Below are 16,501 nucleotides of genomic sequence, written 5' to 3'. Positions count from 1 at the left end.
TCCGCCCTCCTGTCAGCCGCCGCCCCCGGTGTTCCCGGCCGGGTCATGACGGGCCGGGGGCGCGTCCGGGGCGCCCTCGGTCAGCGTGCGGACCGTGTCCCGGACGAGACCCGGTCTCCCGGACTGGTCCCTGGTCGAGCTGGTCAACCGGCCCGCCGCCGGCCCGACACCCTGGGTCACGTCCTTCGCCTGGCCCGGAGTGAGCACCTTCTCGGGGGTCCGTTTGGGGTCCTGGACGAGGCCGCTCACCAGCTCGTCGAGGGGCAGCGTGTACTGCTTCACCCAGTCCACCTGCATGGAGGACTCCTGGACCGGGCCGGAACCGCTGCCCGGGAACCAGTCGAGCTGGATGCACAGGTGCATGGGGCCCGGCGGGAGGATGCTCCTGTCCGTGGTCCGGTACCACTCCCTGCCGTCCACGAAGGCGGCGACGTGGGTCGGTGTCCACTCGACGGCCCAGTTGTGCCACTGGGTCCCGTCGATCCGCACCTGGCCGTGCACCTGGTTGTTGTTCGGGCCGTAGTGCAGGAAGAAGTCCGTGGTCTGGCGGGTGTGGTCCATCATCTCCATGAAGTCGATCTCTCCGCCCACCGGGAAGTTCTCCGCGTCCGGCCAGAGCAGCATCAGCGCGTTGTACGACTCGTCCGAGGCCGGGGCGCGCACCCTGCCCTCCCAGCGGCCGTACATCTGGCCCGGGTTCCACGCCATGCCCTCGGTGTTGCCCTGGGAGTCGCCGGTGATGGTCAGCACCCCGTTCTGGACGGTCACCGCCGATGGCGTGCGCCGCCCGTTGCCCCCGTGGCCCGGGCCGTCGTAGAGCTCCCAGTTGGGGCCGAGACCCGAGGTGAACTCGTCCACCCGGTTCGGTGTGCCCCACCCCCGCACCGCGGCCGCGGTGGTGCCGCCCGGGTCACAGTCGACACCCGGCGGCGGCAGCGGCGGGGCGATCGGCGTCGGCGCAGGGAGCGGCACCGGCAACGGTGGCAACGGCACGGTCGGCACCGGAGGCAGCGGGGGCACCTTCGGGACCGGAGGCAGCGGCGGCACCGGAGGCAGCGGCGGCACCTTCGGGACCGGAGGCAGCGGCGGGACCTTCGGGACCGGAGGCACCGTCGGGACCGGAGCCACCGGCACCGGCGGCACGGCGGGTACCGCCGGAACCTGACCCGGAGTCAGCGGCGTCAGCACCATCGGCACGGGGAACGGGATCGGGAAGGGAACCGGCACCGGGAAGGGCACCGGGTACGGCACCATCACCACGTTCGCCGCCGGCAGGGGGAGCGGGGCGGGCACCGCGGACGTCTGCTGGACCGGCAACCGCGGCGCGAGTGCCGGGTAGGGCTGGACGGGCGCCGGTACGGGCGCAGGCAGTCCAGGCGGCACCAGCGGTGCCGGCAGGACCGAGGTCGGCGCCACGGGCGGCACCGGGTTCGGCACCCCAGGGCGCGGCAGCACCGAGGTCGGCGACAGCGGCGGCAGCACGGGGAGCGGCACTGCCGATGAAGGCGGCACGGGCCTGGGCAGAACGGGGAGCGGCAACGCCGATGTCGGCGCCACCGGGCCCGGCACCAGCGGCGGCGGCAGCACAGGCAGCGGCACCACCGAGGTCGGCGTGACCGGCGGCAGCACCGGGGGCGGCAGCGGGGGCGGCACCGGGCCCGGCACCAGCGGCGGCGGCAACGCCGGAGCCGGAGCGACCGTCGTCGGCAGCACCGGACCCGGCGTCACCGGCAGCGGCCGGATCGAGGGCGGCAGCACCAGGGTCGGCGCGGGGGTCGGGGATACCGGGACCTGCGCGAGCCTGCCCGCATCCGCCGGCTGCGACCCGTTCTGCTCCGACCGGCCCAGCAGCGGCACACCGACGGCGCCCATCACCGCGCCGCTCTGCGCCGGCGCGGGGGCGGCCAGCACCCCCGGCGGACCGACGGGCGCCGGGGTGACCGGCGGCGCCGCGATGCCGGGCCCGGACGGCACGCAGCCCTTCGGCGGAGGCGGTGTGGGTTGCGCGATCGCCGCCATCGAGCCGCTGAGCATCGTGGTGACGACGATGCTCCCGATGGTCACGTATCGCCTCATCTACCTCACCTACCCCTCGTGTCACATATCGGACACGAGCGACCCTAGGCGCGGGTGATTACTCGGTCGGCCCCATTCACCGGACCGTGTAGGGCGGACAACCACTTCGGGCAGCAGCGGGCAACACAGAACGAAGTCGCCGCCGCGTCCCGGTACGGTGACCGGTGACACGGCGGCGACGAATGGAGCAGCGAGCGCTACGGGGTGGCGCGTGAACCCCGAGCGGGTGACGGGCCTACCAGCCGCGCGAGGCGTAGCGCTGGTCGGCGGGCAGCTCGGAGACGTTGATGCCGACCATGGCCTCACCCAGACCGCGGGAGACCTTCGCGATCACGTCGGGGTCGTCGAAGAACGTGGCTGCCTTGACGATGGCCTCGGCGCGCTGCGCAGGGTCGCCGGACTTGAAGATGCCCGAGCCCACGAACACGCCCTCGGCGCCGAGCTGGCGCATCATGGCCGCGTCGGCGGGGGTGGCGATGCCACCCGCGGTGAAGAGCACCACCGGCAGCTCGCCCGCGCGGGCGACCTCCGCCACCAGGTCCACCGGAGCCCGCAGCTCCTTCGCGGCGACGTAGAGCTCGGCCTCGTCGAGCGTGGTCAACCGGCGGATCTCCGACCGGATCGACCGCATGTGCCGCGTGGCCTCGACGACGTTGCCCGTGCCGGCCTCACCCTTCGAGCGGATCATCGCCGCGCCCTCGGAGATGCGGCGCAGGGCCTCACCGAGGTTGGTGGCGCCACAGACGAACGGCACGGTGAACGCCCACTTGTCGATGTGGTGCGCCTCGTCGGCCGGGGTGAGCACCTCGGACTCGTCGACGTAGTCGACGCCGAGCGACTGGAGCACCTGCGCCTCGACGAAGTGGCCGATGCGAGCCTTCGCCATCACCGGGATCGAGACGGCGTCGATGATGCCCTGGATCATGTCGGGGTCGCTCATCCTGGCCACCCCGCCCTGGGCGCGGATGTCGGCGGGCACGCGCTCGAGCGCCATCACCGCGACGGCCCCCGCGTCCTCGGCGATCTTGGCCTGGTCGGCGTCGACCACGTCCATGATCACGCCGCCCTTGAGCATCTCCGCCATCCCGCGCTTGACGCGTGCGGTGCCCAGCGCTGGGCCGGCGGTGGTCTTGGACGTTTCGGACGACACGGTTCTACCCCTCGGTTCTACGATATGCGGACACCCGATCGTACTTCAGAGCAACGATCTGCAAGTCCGGATTGGCGGCGGGCGCGACGGTGGTCACTCCGGCGTCGGCGTCGGCGATCTCGAAGTACGCCGGCAGCGGCGCGGTGCCGGCGAGATGCAGCCAGCGCACCAGCCGACGCGACCGCAGGCCGAGGGTGTCGCGCACGGCATCGTTGTACACCCGCCGGGCCAGTATGAGCAGCTGTTCGGCGTCGACGAGCTCCTCCAGCACCGCCGGGGGCAGCACCGCCCGGTCGAGGGTCGCGAGCGCCCGGCCGAGCAGGTTCTCCGCGGCCTCCCGGTCGCCGGTGGGGGCGCGGGCGGCCGCCACCGCGGCCCGCAGCCGGTCGGCCCGCTTCCCAGTGGTGGCCGCCGCGGCCGCCAGCGCCGCCGCGGCCCGGCGTTCGAGCGCGGACTCCAGACCCGCACGGGCGGCGTCGGTGCGCATGTGCAGGCGGTCCAGCCGGCGCACCCTGACGACGGTCAGCAGGATCACCCAGGCCAGCACGAGTGCGCCGGCGACGGCAGCCGTCCAGAGCACTCCGGTCACGATGCACCCCGGCCCACGGCGACCCGGCGGGGGTCGGCCGCCACCGCGGCCCGGTAGACCCGCACCACGGATGCGGCGACGGCGGGCCAGCCGAAGTCGGCGGCCCGCAGCCGGCCGGCCGCGGACATCGCGGCCCGCAGCGGTGGGTCGTCCAGCAGGGCGGGGAGCGCGGCCGCGAGGGCGGCGGCGTCCCCCGTCGGGAACAGGGCACCTGCCTGGGAGTCGCCCAGGACGGCCCGGAAGGCGTCGAGGTCGCTCGCCAGCACCGGCGCTCCGGCGGCCATCGCCTCCGCCAGCACGATGCCGAAGCTCTCGCCTCCGAGGTTGGGCGCGCAGAACACGTCGACCGACCGCAGTGCAGCCGCCTTGGTGGGGTCGTCGACGGCTCCGAGGACGTCGAGCCGGTCGGCCACCGGTCCGGCCGCCCGCCGCAGCGCCCCGACGTCACCCCGGCCCACGACCAGCACGCGCAGGTCGGGGCGCGCGGGCGCCAGCGCGCGCAGCGCGTCGAGGAGCACGGGCATCCCCTTGCGCGACTCGTCGAACCGGCCCAGGAAACCGACGGTGCCCGGCCGCGGATAGCCGGGCAGGAGTGGCCCGTCGGCGAAGGCGGGGATGTCGACCCCGTTGGGGATCTCCACGGCGTCGCCGCCCAGGTGCTGGACCTGCACGCGCCGGGCCAGTGGCGACACCGCGATGCGGGCCGTGACCTTCTCCATCAGCGGTCGCAGCATCCCGCCGAACGCGCTCAGCGCGCGCGACCGGTCCGTGGACGTGTGGAACGTGGCCACGATCGGGCCCTCGGCGGCGAACAAGGTCAGCACCGACAGGCTGAACGTGGTGGGCTCGTGCAGGTGCAGCACGTCGAAGGAGTTGCCGGCGAGCCAGCGCCGGGACCGTGCGTAGGTGACCGGCCCGAACGACACGCGCGCCACGGAGCCGTTGTAGGGCACCCCCATCGCCCGCCCGGTCGGCGTGACGAAGGTGGGCACGGGCGTGTCGTCGCCTGCGGGGGCGAGCACGCTCACGCTGTGGCCGAGGTCCTCCAGCGCGCCCGCGAGCCCGACCACGTGGGCCTGCACCCCGCCCGGGACGTCGAGCGAGTACGGGCAGACGATGCCGATCCGCAGTGGGGGCCGCCTGCCTGCCGACACCGGGTGCACCATCTCGTTCATCCCGTCTCCGCCCGGGCGACGTGGTCGGCGGTCCAGATCGGCTGCAGCGCGTGCCAGTCCGCCGGGGCCTGCGCGATCAGCGTGCCGAACGCATCGGCGATCGCCTGCGTCGCGTGTGCGACGGCGGCCCGCGTGGCGCCCGCGCCGCGCAGCGGTGAGCCGTCACCGACCGGCACCGGCTCCCCGATCGGCACGACCCAGCCGCCCGGCCTGAAGTGCGGGTAGGCCGGCATCAGAACGGCGCCGGTGAGCGCCGCGAGCCGGGCCGGGCCGGTGGGGAAGCGCGCCCGTTCGCCGAGGAACTGCACCTCCACGCCGGTGCCGGTGATGTCGCGTTCCGCCACCAGGCAGACGACGCCACCGGCGCGCAGCCGCCGGGTGAGGGCGCGGTGGGCGGCGACCGCGTCCTCGGCGGCCACGACCTCGAACCCGAGCAGCTCCCGGTAGGCGACGAATCGCCGGTAGAGCGACTCCGGACGCAACCGCTGCGCCACGGTCGTGAACCCGGCCGGCAGGCCCCGCCTGCGCAGCTCCTCCACCAGCCACACGCCGGCAGCGTCCCAGTTGCCGCTGTGCGGCACCGCGAAGACCACCCCGCGCCCGGCGTCCAGCGCCTCGAAGAACGGGCCGGTGCCGGTGAAGAACGGGTCCATCCGGGCGTGGACGGCAGCCGGGTCCATCGACGGCAGGCGGAACGCCTCACACCAGTAGCGGGCGTAGCTGCGCATGGCGTCGCGGACCAGCGCGTCGACCTCGGCGGGAGTCGCGGCCGGGACCACCCGCGCCAGGTTGGCCCGCAGCTGCGCCACCCCGGCCCCGCCGCGCCGGCTGGCGAGGTCGGCACCGAACCGGAAGAGCCCGGACGCCGCCGCGGGCGGGAGCGCGCGCACCAGCCGCCAGGCCGCCGCGAACTCGGCGTCCGCAACCCGCTCGGCGAAGCGGGGCACGGCCGCCGGCTCGCCGGGTGCCGGGCCGGCCTGCGGTCGCCCGGCGGGAGACGGCGTCCCGGCGTGGGGCGGATCGAGCCGGGCGGTCACGGGCCCGGACCGGGGTCGGCGGAGTCGCTCGCCACGGGCTCGTCCGCCGCGGCCTGCGCGCTCCGGTACACGGCCAGGATCCGCTGCCCGACGGTCCACACCGACGCCACGGCCAGCAGGCACAGCGCGACGGGCAGGGCGTAGGGCACCCCGAGACCGTGCAGCCCGGTGCCGACCAGCGCGACGATCAGCCGTTCGGCCCGCTCGACGAGGCCGCCGTCCGCGGAGAGCCCGGCGCCCTCGGCGCGCGCCTTGATGTAGGAGACGATCTGGCCGGCGACCAGGCAGACCAGGGCCGCCACGCCCAGGAGGCGCTGGTCCCCCACACCGAGGCACCACCAGGTGATCGCGGCGAACACCGCGCCGTCGGCCACGCGGTCGCATGTGGAGTCGAGCACCGCACCGAACGGCGTGCCGTGGCCCCTGGCCCGCGCCATGGCGCCGTCGATGAGGTCGAACAGCACGAAGACGGTGACCACCACCGTGCCGACGAACAGCTGGTCGCGCGGCAGGAACCAGAGTGCCGCCGCCACGGTGCCGACAGTGCCGACGACGGTGACCACATCGGGTGCGACGCCGTGCCCGACGAGCCACCGGCCGATGGGGTCGGTCACGCGGTTGATGCGAACGCGGGCAAGGACGTTGAGCATGGACTCCTGCTTGTCGACCGGGGTCCTGCCCGGCCGGCCGCAGCGCGCCGGCCGCCGCCTGGACCGTCTGCAGCCTAGCCCCGATCGGTCGGGGCCCCTCCCTGTGGCTCTCCGACCGGCGGCCAGGCCTGCGCGAGCAGCGCCCGGGTCTCCGACAACAGCTGCGGGATCACCTTCGTCTGTCCGACGACCGCGATGAAGTTGGCGTCGCCTCCCCAGCGCGGCACGACGTGCTGGTGCAGGTGCTCGGCCAGCGAGCCGCCAGCGACGGTACCGAGGTTGATCCCGACGTTGAACGCGTGCGGCGCCGCGACCTGCTTCATCGCCTTCACGGCCGCCTGGGTGAACGTCATGAGCTCGACCCCCTCCTCGGGGGTGAGGTCCTCCAGCTCGGCCACGTGCCGGTAGGGCAGCACCATGAGGTGTCCCGGGTTGTACGGGTGCAGGTTCAGCACCGCGTACACCGTGCGCCCGCGGGCGACGACGAGACCCTCCTCGTCGGGGAGGCCGGGGATGCGGCAGAACGGGCAGCCGTCGCCCCCGGCGTCCTTGATGTAGGCCATGCGGTGCGGCGTCCACAGCCTGCGGAAGCCGTCGGGTGTGCCGACGCCGTCCCGCAGCTCGACCACCGGCTCGGCCGGGCCGTCGGTCTCTCCCGGCTGGGCCGCGTCGCTCATGCTCCGATCCTAATGTCACCGCCAGGAACCTCGGCGCAGTGATCACCGAGGACCCGTGATTGCGCCGGCGTCCCACCCGCTGCACAGTGGCGCCGGTGAGACTCGAGAACATCATCTGGGACGCCCGCGATCCCCACCGGCTCGGCCGGTTCTGGGCGGCCGCCCTCGGCGCGGAGCAGATCACGAACGAGCCGGACCTCGTCGAAGCCCGGCTGCGCCTCGCCGACGACGCCTTCCTCGATCTGTGCTTCCAGCGGGTGGCCTCGCCCTCCGCCTCACCGGCCCGCCTGCATCCCGACCTCTCCGGCGGAGCGCGGCAGCAGGAGATCGTGCAGCGACTGCTCGACCTCGGCGCCGAGCACGCCGACATCGGCCAGGGCGCAGCGCCCTGGGTGGTCCTCACCGACCCGGAAGGCAACGCCTTCTGTGTGATGGAGGACCGCGAGGTCTACCGCGACACCGGACCCATCGCAGCGCTGCCACTCGACAGCGCTGATCCGGACCGGGACGCCGCGTTCTGGGCGGAGATCACCGGCTGGGTGCCCCGAGCAGGGATGCCCGGGGCAATGACGCTGCGCCACCCGTCTGGCGTCGGCCCCCTGCTGGAGCTCTGTCCCGAGCCCGAGCCCAAACGCGGTAAGAACCGGCTGCACCTCGACGTGCGCCCCGACGCCCAGGACCACGACATCGTCGAACGCATCCTGAACCGGGGAGCCACCCCGCTCACCGACCCGTCCGACCACCCGTGGCTCGTGTTCGCCGATCCCTCCGGCAACGAGTTCTGCATCCTGGCCCAGCAGACCTGAGCCAGGACCAGTAGGCACCGGCCGCTACGGGGCCGCCGCGAAGAGCTCGCCCGTCGGCGAGGTGTTGTTCCGGCTCGCGATCCAGTCGACGACCGTGGCCACGGCGTCGGCCACCGGGATCCCGTTGAGCTGGGACCCGTCGCGGAACCGGAAGCTGACCGCGCCCGCCTCGACGTCCCGGCCGCCCACCAGCATCAGGAACGGCACCTTCTGCAGCGTGTGGGTGCGGATCTTCTTCTGCATCCGGTCGTCGCCCGCGTCGACCTCGACCCGCACGCCCTGGCGGCGCAGCTGCGCGGCGACGTCCTCCACGTAGCCGACCTGGTCGTCGGTGACCGGGATCGCGACGACCTGCACGGGGGCGAGCCACGCGGGGAACGCGCCCGCGTAGTGCTCGGTGAGCACGCCGAAGAACCGCTCGATGGAGCCGAACAGGGCGCGGTGGATCATCACCGGCGTCTGGCGCGAGCCGTCGGCCGCCGTGTACTCCAGCCCGAACCGCTCGGGCAGGTTGAGGTCGAGCTGGATGGTCGACATCTGCCAGGTGCGGCCGATCGCGTCGCGCGCCTGCACCGAGATCTTCGGCCCGTAGAACGCCGCGCCGCCGGGGTCGTCGACGAGGTGGAGGCCCGAGTGCTCGGCGGCCTCGCGCAGCGCCTCGGTGGACCGCTCCCACATCTCGTCGGTGCCGACGGACTTGTCGGGGTTACGGGTGGACAGCTCGAGGTAGAAGTCGTCGAGGCCGTAGTCGCGCAGGAGGTCGAGCACGAACTTCAGCAACGACTTGAGCTCGTCCTGCACCTGCTCAGGGGTGCAGAAGATGTGGGCGTCGTCCTGGGTCATGCCCCGCACACGGGTGAGCCCGTGGATCACTCCGGACTTCTCGTAGCGGTACACGGAGCCGAACTCGAACTCGCGTAGCGGCAGCTCCCGGTACGAGCGGCCGCGCGAGTCGAAGATCAGGATGTGCATGGGGCAGTTCATCGGCTTCAGGTAGTAGTCCTGCCCCGGCTTGCGCACCTCGCCGTCCGGACCGCGCTCCTCGTCGAGGTGCATCGCCGGGAACATCCCGTCGGCGTACCAGTCGAGGTGACCGGAGATCTCGTAGAGCCGGCCCTTGGTGATGTGCGGGGTGTAGACGAACTCGTAGCCCGCCTCCTCGTGCCGGCGGCGGGAGTAGTCCTCCAGCTCGCGCCGGATGATCCCGCCCTTCGGGTGGAACACCGGCAGCCCGGAGCCCAGCTCGTCGGGAAACGAGAACAGGTCGAGCTCCGCGCCCAGGCGGCGGTGGTCACGGCGCTCGGCCTCGGCCAGCCGCTCCAGGTGAGCGTCGAGGGCCTCCTGGCTCTCCCACGCGGTGCCGTAGATGCGCTGCAGCTGCGGGTTCTTCTCGCTGCCCCGCCAGTACGCCGCCGCGGTTCGGGTGAGCTTGAAGGCGGGGATGAAGCGCGTGGTCGGGATGTGCGGCCCACGGCACAGGTCGGACCACACGGTCTCGCCGGTGTGGGCGTGCACGTTGTCGTAGATGGTGAGCTCGCCGGAGGCGTCGACCTCCATGACCTCGCCGTCCTCGGCCGCATCGGACTCCGGCCCGCCCTTGAGCTCGATCAGCTCGAGCTTGTACGGCTCGCCGGCGAGCTCCTCGCGGGCGTCCTCGAGCGAGTCGAAGCGGCGGCGGGAGAACCGCTGGCCGGCTTTGATGATCTTCTTCATCGCCGACTCGATCTTGGTCAGGTCGTCGGGCGTGAACGGCTTCTCCACGTCGAAGTCGTAGTAGAAGCCGTCGGTGATCGGCGGCCCGATCCCGAGCTTCGCCTCGGGGTACAGCTGCTGCACGGCCTGGGCGAGCACGTGGGCTGCGGAGTGCCGGATGACGCTGCGGCCGTCCTCGGTGTCGGCGCCGACGGGCTGCACCTCGACGTCACCGTCGGGCACCCACCCGAGGTCGCGCAGGCGCCCCTCGGGATCGCGGACGACGACGACGGTGCTCGGGCCGCTGGTGGGCAGACCCGCCTCGCGCACGGCGGTGCCCGCCGTCGTCCCGGCCGGCACCCGGACGGGGGCGGACGCGACGGGAGATACGGGCGCGGACACGGGAGGCCTCCAGCAGTCAGACGATGTACAAGCCGATGGTAGAGGTGTCGCGCGACCTGGTTTCCGGCAGCGTGCCGGGGGCGGTGGCTCCCACGGCCGAGGATCCCTCAGGCCAGCTTCCGCAGCCCTGCGAGCACCCGCTGCAACGCGCCGACGTCCTGGGCCCACGCCTGGGGCAGGACGGCCCCACCAGCTGGGACCGCAGCCACGGGCCGGGGCGACGGACGGCGCCGCGGGAGCGGCACCTCGACGGCCACCCTGGGCTCGGGCTCGACGTGCTGCAGCGCCAGCACCGCCAGCGCTCCGGCCCGGGCGGGCGGGCGCTGCCCGGTGAGGGTCACCAGCGCAGGTTGCTGGCCTGCCGGGCCCGGTGCGGACGATCGCCGCGGGTGGGGCACCGGCAACGGTGCTGCGACCGGCGCCTGCCGCGGTCGGGGGACCGGCACGGGCCGGACCGGAACCGCCGACACCGGCACCGGGGGGAGCGACGGGACCGCGGCGGGCGGGGGCTGCGCGACCGGCGCGGCCTGCTGCAGCCCGGTCACGCGCAGGGCCCGGCGGGCGGCGTCGAGATCGCCGTGCCTGCGGTCGATGCACACGTGCAGGACGGTCCCCGGCTCCTCGCACTCCCGCAGCACGTGCACCGAGTCCCGGCTGAAGACGACCACGTCGTCGAGTGGATCCGGCTCCGCGGCGAAGGGCACCATCGCCCGGGCGAGCTGCACGAGAGCGGTGCCGCCGTCAGCCGTGGGGGCCCCGGCCGCAGCGACGATCACCCCGTGCCGGGCGTCCACCACGTGCGCCACCCGCACCCCCGGCATGCGCAGCAGACCTGCGAGCACGGAACCGAGCGGGTCGATCTCGAGCGGACCGGTCTCGTCCGAGTCGGCGGGGGCACGCATACCTCACTCTTTCCCAAAGCTCCGGAGCAGCTCCGGTCCACCCACCTGGTCCTGCCGCCGTTGGGCTGGATGGCGGTGCGGCGGCAGGGAAGAAACTGCCTGCGCGCCGCGGTTGCACCGCGCGTGGTGCCTCTCTCCGTACTCGACCTCGTCCCCATCGGCTCCGGTTCGACGGCCACCGTCGCGCTGAAGCACAGCACCGCGCTGATCCGGCGCGTCGAGGAGCTGGGCTTCCACCGCTACTGGGTGGCGGAGCACCACGGGATGCCGGGGATCGCCAGCTCCTCGCCCGCGGTGCTGATCGCCCACCTCGCCGGGGCCACCTCGCGGATCCGCGTCGGGTCCGGCGGGGTGATGCTGCCCAACCACCAGCCGCTCGTCATCGCCGAGCAGTTCGGCACGCTCGACGCCCTGCACCCCGGACGGATCGACCTCGGCATCGGGCGGGCCCCCGGCACCGACCAGCGCACCGCACGCGCACTGCGTCGGGGATCCGCACAGCTGGGCGCCGACGACTTCCCTCAGGAGCTCACGGAGCTGGCGTCGTACTTCCGCGGCGAGGGGCCCGTGGTGGCGGTGCCGGCACACGGTCAGCAGCCGGCGATCTGGCTGCTCGGGTCCAGCGGCTACAGCGCCCAGCTGGCGGGAGTGCTGGGGCTGCCGTTCGCGTTCGCCCACCACTTCAGCGCGGCCAACACGCTCCCGGCGCTGGCGCTGTACCGCGAGGCGTTCCGGCCATCCCCCACCCTGGAGCAGCCCTACTCCATGATCGCCGCCTCGGTGCTGGCCGCCGGGACGGACGCGGAGGCCCAGCGCCTCGCCCTGCCGAGCGCGCTGCAGTTCCTGCGGCTCCGCCTCGGACACCCGAGCCCGGTCCCGACCCCGGACGAGGCGAGCGCGTACCCCTACACCGAGGAGGAGCGGGCGTTCGTCGACGACCGGCTGGCCGCCCAGATCATCGGCTCGCCCGACACGGTGCGCGACGGCGTCCACGAGCTCGTCGAGCGCACCGGGGTGGACGAGCTGATGGTCGTCACCAGCACCCACGACGGCGCCGACCGCCTCCGCTCGTACGAGCTGCTCGCAGCGGCGGTGGCGCCCGCCCGGGTCTGACGCCGCCGCCTCGGCCGGGCACGCGGACGGCCGTCGGGTCAGGGCCCGGTCACCCCCGGGTTCCGGTCCGCGGCGCCGTCGTCATGTCGGGGTCACCCACTCGGGTGATGCCGGTGACGCAGCCGCACCGTCGGCGCGGGTGCACCGTTGAACCCCACGGCCGCCGCAGACGAGCGCGACGGCAGCAAGTGGAAGGACCTCGGACGGTTGGTGGGCGGACCAGGTACGTCACGGCCCCACCGCTCCCCCGGCCCGATCGAGCGCAGGCCCGGGCCGCCCGCTCAGCGTTCCCGCGTCGCCGCACCCACCGGCCCGGGCCGGCCACAGCCGCCGAGGGGCCGGGTCGCGCCCGCGCAGGAGCCCGGCCGCCGGCGTGTCCCCGATCCCGCCGACGTCCCCGGGCCCACCGACGTCCTGCCTGCCGTCGACGGACAGGGGCAGGAGCGGCGTACCTCTGAGCCGGGGAACCCGGACGAGCAGCAGAGGAAGAAGGCGCTCTGGCGGCGCCGGGCCATCGTCGCGCTGATCGGTACGGCTGCCGCCGCGGTGCTCGGCCCGGTGCTCGCGTTCGCGATCGGATACCTCGTCCTCGCCGTGCCGAACCCGGACGATGCGGTGAACAACCAGGTGGCCACGGTGTCGTTCGCCGACGGGGACCAGCTCACCCGCCTCGTGCCCGAGGAGGGCAACCGCACCAAGGTGCCGATCGAGCAGGTGCCGCTGCACGTCCGCCACGCCGTGCTCGCCGCGGAGGACCGGTCCTTCTACTCCAACCCCGGCTTCGACGTCATGGGGATCCTGCGTGCCGTCCGCAACCAGCTACGGGGCGGCTCCGGCGGCGGCTCGACGATCACCCAGCAGTTCGTCAAGAAGGCGCTGGTGGGAGACGAGCAGACGCTCTGGCGCAAGTACAAGGAGATCATCCTGGCGCTCAAGATCTCCCAGGAGCGCAGCAAGGACCAGATCCTCTCCGACTACCTCAACACGATCTACTTCGGCCGCGGGGCGTACGGCATCCAGTCGGCGGCCCAGTCCTACTTCGGCAAGAACGCGCAGGACCTGACGCCCGTCGAAGGAGCGCTGCTGGCCGCGGTGATCCAGTCGCCGTCCCGGTGGGACCCCGCGATCAACCCGGAGCACTCGGTGGAGCGGTGGAACTTCGTGCTCGACGGCATGGTCGCCGAGGGCTGGCTCGACCCGGCCACCCGGCAGGCCGCGCAGTTCCCGCACACCGTGCCCCGGAAGACGTCCTCCGGCGGGCGGCCCGCCAACAGCAGCGGGCACATCGTCGGCGCCGTCACCGCCGAGCTCCAGGAGCTGGGGATCTCCGAGGAGGACATCGCCCAGGAAGGCCTGCGGATCACGACGACGATCGACCCCCGGCGCCAGAAGCAGGCGGTCGCGGCCGCCCACGACACGCTCGAAGGTCAGCCGGTCAACCTGCGCAGCGCCATGGTGGCCATCGACCCGGAGACCGGTGGGGTCCTCGCCTACTACGGCGGCGACAACGGCCTCGGCCTGGACTACACGCGGGTGCGGCGGCTCGCCGGCTCGACGTTCAAGCCGTTCGTGGTGCTCGCGGGCCTGCAGGAGGACCCGCCGGTCGGGCTGGGCGAGACCTTCGACGGGGCCGAGGTGCCGGGGCTGCGCAACGCCGAGGGCGCCGACTGCGAGGAGTGCGACCTCAAGCAGGCGATGACGGTCTCGAACAACGTCGTGTTCAACACCCTCGCCAAGCAGGTCGGCCCCGAGGCCGTCGCGGCCGCCGCCCGGTCGGCCGGCGTCACCGCGCCCCTCGACGACCCGAACGAGGGCATCGCGCTGGGGAACAAGGAGGTCAGCGCCCTCGAGCTGGCCTCGGCGTACGCGACGATCGCGGCCGGCGGCGTCTGGCACCAGCCGCACCTCGTCACGTCGGTCGTCACCGCCGACGACCGGGTGCTCTACCAGGCCGACACCGAGGGAGAGCGGCGGTTCCCGGAGCGGGTGGCGCGCAACGTCACCGAGTCGATGCTGAACGTCGCCTCCCACGACGACCTGGCCCTCCCGGGCGGCCGCCCGGTGGCCGCGAAGACGGGCACGGTCCAGTCGCGGTTCGAGGGCCAGAACAACGACGCGTGGATGGCAGGCTTCACCCCGTCGATCGCCTCGGTGGTCTGGATGGGGACGGACATGAACTCGCCCATCCGCACGGCGCGGGGCACCCCGATCGACGGGGCCGGCCTGCCGGGCGAGGTGTGGCACCAGTTCATGGCCCAGGCGGTGGACGACGAGCCGGTCGAGCAGTTCGCCCCGTTCCGCCCCATCGGTGAGGGGCCCTCCGATGCGGGGTCCGGTGCCCGGGCCTCGGCCACCCCGACCTCGGCGGCCACCGCCACCCCGACACCCACCACCGGGCCTCCGGCCGCCGATCCCGCGGCGCCGTCCGGTGCCCCCGACCCGGCCGACGAGGACCGGGAGACCGCGCCCCGCCACGGCGTACTCGGCGGGGCGGACCCGGAACCCGAGGACCAGGACCAGCGCGCCGCGTCACCCGACGGGGCGAGCTCCACCACCAGGGCTCCGATGTTCGGTCAGGCCGACCCCGAGACGACCACCCCCACGCCGGACTGCTCGGTAACCGACTGTGGCTGACGCGCCGGCGGCTCTAGGCTGTCGGGTGTGGCCGCGGGGCTGGGCGAGCGCACGTTCCAGGTGCTGACCTGGCTCTCCGAGCGTGGTGTCGTCCTGTACGTGCCGGAGATCGAGGCCTCCACCACCGTGTCGGCGATGCCTGATGCCGACGCCGCGGTACGGTCGCTCATCGCCGACCTCACCGGGCTCGACCCGGCTACCGTCCGGTGTGAGATCCGCCCCGGACGACCCCGCGGTTTCGGGGGTCCCTCACCGTTCGTCTGATACCCGGCCGCCGCTGTGATCACATGGGCCCGGCGGGCGGTGCTCCGGCGTCGTACCGTCGCGACATGGTGCTGGCAGCGAGCGAGGCGACCCGGCAGGTCGCGGACCGGATGGCCGAGGCGGCGAACGCGTGGCTGGAGTCCCTGGACGCGCAACAGCGCGAGGTGGGCACGGGACCGGTACCGGGCGGGGACGACCCGTCCGACGCCGATCGGCTCCGCTGGTTCTACACGCCGACCGACCACGGCGGCCTCACCGTCCACCAGCAGCGCCCCGCCCAGCAACGGCTGGCCATGCGGCTGGTCGGTACCGGGCTGTCCACGCCCGGCTACGTCACGGTGGCCACCGTGATGGGCCTGGAGAACGTGCTCGACCACACCGAGGACTTCGCCGTGTCGTTCGGGCGGGAGCGCGGGCGGGACCCGGGCCTGTACTACCTGCGGGTGTTCGGGGAACCGGGCGGATCGGCTCCCTGGGGGTGGCGCTTCGGGGGACACCACGTGTCGCTCAACAACCTCGTCGTCGACGGCCGCGTCGCCGCGACCACGCCGTGCTTCCTCGGCGCCGACCCGGCCACCTCGACGCTGCTCGGCGACGCCCGGCTGCGCCCACTCGGAGCTCCGGAGGACCTGGCCCGCGAGCTCGTCCGCTCGCTGCGGCCCGAGCTCGCCGAACGGGCCGTGCTGCTGCCCCGGGCCCCGTCCGACATCATCGGGGGCAACCGGTCGCGGATCACCGACGGCGACCAGGTCATCCCTCTGGCAGGCGTCTTCGGCAGCCCGCTCCCCGACCCCGGGGAGCAGCAGCGGCTGCAGGCCCAGAGCGACAGGGCCGACGCTGCCACCGGCCTCGACAGTGCCGACCACCGCACGCTGGCGCTCACCGACACCCCGAAGGGCATACCCGCCTCGGAGCTCGACGCCGGGCAGCGCGAACTGCTGCTGCACCTGCTGCGGACCTACCTCGGCCGCGTCCCGGACGAGGTCTCGCCGTTCGAGCGCTACCGCGACCCGGCGGCGCTCGACGCCGTTCACCTCGCCTGGGCGGGCTCCACGGTGGCCGGTGAGCCGCACTACTACCGGCTGCAGGGCCCCCGGCTGCTGGCCGAGTGGGACAACACGCAGCGCAACGTCAACCACGCGCACGCGGTGTGGCGCGACCCGGAGGCCGACTTCGGGCTCGACGTGCTCGCCGCGCACCGGGCGGCGCACCACAGCTGAGCCCCCGCCCGCCCCCCGCCCGTTGCAGCAAAGCCACTTTCATGCAAGCTCGTTGCCGCAACGTGGCTTTGCTGCAACTCGGGCCGGGCTCGGCGCCGGTGGTCGACGCCGGTG

Annotated in this window: 14 protein-coding genes; 5 read left to right on the top strand and 9 right to left on the bottom strand. The window is 73.7% G+C overall.

Going from position 1 to position 16,501, the window contains the following annotated elements:
• Positions 1-12 precede the first annotated feature (12 nt).
• The 7 genes from AC5L35_RS31780 to AC5L35_RS31750 form a co-directional block, all read right to left on the bottom strand.
• On the bottom strand, positions 13-2,076 hold the full coding sequence (locus AC5L35_RS31780; RefSeq protein WP_495063425.1) for a glycoside hydrolase family 16 protein: 2,064 nt from the start codon (positions 2,074-2,076) through the stop codon (positions 13-15).
• Positions 2,077-2,311: 235 nt separating this feature from the next.
• Positions 2,312-3,226, bottom strand: coding sequence for a pyridoxal 5'-phosphate synthase lyase subunit PdxS (pdxS, locus tag AC5L35_RS31775; protein WP_495063424.1), 915 nt, complete (start codon positions 3,224-3,226; stop codon positions 2,312-2,314).
• Between the two features lie 4 nt (positions 3,227-3,230).
• Positions 3,231-3,815 (bottom strand): NUDIX hydrolase, encoded by a 585-nt coding sequence (locus AC5L35_RS31770; protein WP_495063423.1) that lies wholly within the window; start codon positions 3,813-3,815, stop codon positions 3,231-3,233.
• Positions 3,812-4,945 carry a glycosyltransferase family 4 protein gene (locus AC5L35_RS31765; protein WP_495063485.1) on the bottom strand — a complete coding sequence of 378 codons (1,134 nt, stop codon included), beginning with the start codon at positions 4,943-4,945 and terminating at the stop codon, positions 3,812-3,814. The genes AC5L35_RS31770 and AC5L35_RS31765 overlap by 4 nt, the downstream gene beginning before the upstream one ends.
• 41 nt (positions 4,946-4,986) lie before the next feature.
• A complete protein-coding gene (locus AC5L35_RS31760) occupies positions 4,987-6,027 on the bottom strand; it encodes a phosphatidylinositol mannoside acyltransferase (protein ID WP_495063422.1) in 1,041 nt (346 codons plus the stop codon).
• Entirely contained in the window at positions 6,024-6,677 is a 654-nt protein-coding gene (gene pgsA / locus AC5L35_RS31755; protein ID WP_495063421.1) for a phosphatidylinositol phosphate synthase, read from the bottom strand. The genes AC5L35_RS31760 and pgsA overlap by 4 nt, the downstream gene beginning before the upstream one ends.
• Before the next feature lie 74 nt (positions 6,678-6,751).
• Entirely contained in the window at positions 6,752-7,354 is a 603-nt protein-coding gene (locus AC5L35_RS31750; RefSeq protein WP_495063420.1) for an HIT family protein, read from the bottom strand.
• 95 nt (positions 7,355-7,449) lie between these two features.
• On the opposite strand from AC5L35_RS31750, the gene AC5L35_RS31745 reads away from it, so the two are divergent.
• Positions 7,450-8,160 (top strand): VOC family protein, encoded by a 711-nt coding sequence (locus AC5L35_RS31745; RefSeq protein ID WP_495063419.1) that lies wholly within the window; start codon positions 7,450-7,452, stop codon positions 8,158-8,160.
• A gap of 24 nt (positions 8,161-8,184) precedes the next feature.
• Here the strand turns inward: AC5L35_RS31745 and thrS are convergent, their stop codons facing one another.
• On the bottom strand, positions 8,185-10,254 hold the full coding sequence (thrS, locus tag AC5L35_RS31740) for a threonine--tRNA ligase (RefSeq protein WP_495063418.1): 2,070 nt from the start codon (positions 10,252-10,254) through the stop codon (positions 8,185-8,187).
• 107 nt (positions 10,255-10,361) lie between these two features.
• Positions 10,362-11,156: a hypothetical protein gene (locus AC5L35_RS31735; protein WP_495063417.1), complete on the bottom strand. Its 795-nt coding sequence runs from the start codon at positions 11,154-11,156 to the stop codon at positions 10,362-10,364.
• Between the two features lie 69 nt (positions 11,157-11,225).
• Here AC5L35_RS31735 and AC5L35_RS31730 point away from each other — a divergent pair, with 69 nt between their 5' ends.
• The 4 genes from AC5L35_RS31730 (at position 11,226) to AC5L35_RS31715 (ending at position 16,387) form a co-directional block, all read left to right on the top strand.
• Positions 11,226-12,269 carry an LLM class flavin-dependent oxidoreductase gene (locus AC5L35_RS31730; RefSeq protein WP_495063416.1) on the top strand — a complete coding sequence of 348 codons (1,044 nt, stop codon included), beginning with the start codon at positions 11,226-11,228 and terminating at the stop codon, positions 12,267-12,269.
• A gap of 147 nt (positions 12,270-12,416) precedes the next feature.
• The gene (locus AC5L35_RS31725) at positions 12,417-14,903 is read left to right on the top strand and encodes a transglycosylase domain-containing protein (protein ID WP_495063415.1); all 2,487 of its coding nucleotides are present in this window, start codon (positions 12,417-12,419) and stop codon (positions 14,901-14,903) included.
• Between the two features lie 27 nt (positions 14,904-14,930).
• The gene (locus AC5L35_RS31720) at positions 14,931-15,167 is read left to right on the top strand and encodes a hypothetical protein (RefSeq protein ID WP_495063414.1); all 237 of its coding nucleotides are present in this window, start codon (positions 14,931-14,933) and stop codon (positions 15,165-15,167) included.
• A 65-nt stretch (positions 15,168-15,232) separates the two neighbouring features.
• Positions 15,233-16,387, top strand: a complete 1,155-nt coding sequence (locus AC5L35_RS31715) for a DUF3500 domain-containing protein (protein ID WP_495063413.1) — start codon at positions 15,233-15,235, stop codon at positions 16,385-16,387.
• Positions 16,388-16,501: the final 114 nt, after the last annotated feature.

This window comes from Pseudonocardia sp. OZ21 (genome assembly GCF_059359135.1).
This window is presented reverse-complemented; position numbering and strand designations above follow the sequence as displayed.

Coding starts and splice junctions, on each gene's coding strand:
- AC5L35_RS31780 (WP_495063425.1), bottom strand. CDS start 2,076: ATGAGGCGATACGTGACCATCGGGAGCATCGTCGTCACCACGATGCTC.
- pgsA (WP_495063421.1), bottom strand. CDS start 6,677: ATGCTCAACGTCCTTGCCCGCGTTCGCATCAACCGCGTGACCGACCCC.
- AC5L35_RS31750 (WP_495063420.1), bottom strand. CDS start 7,354: ATGAGCGACGCGGCCCAGCCGGGAGAGACCGACGGCCCGGCCGAGCCG.
- AC5L35_RS31735 (WP_495063417.1), bottom strand. CDS start 11,156: ATGCGTGCCCCCGCCGACTCGGACGAGACCGGTCCGCTCGAGATCGAC.
- AC5L35_RS31730 (WP_495063416.1), top strand. CDS start 11,226: ATGGCGGTGCGGCGGCAGGGAAGAAACTGCCTGCGCGCCGCGGTTGCA.
- AC5L35_RS31715 (WP_495063413.1), top strand. CDS start 15,233: ATGGTGCTGGCAGCGAGCGAGGCGACCCGGCAGGTCGCGGACCGGATG.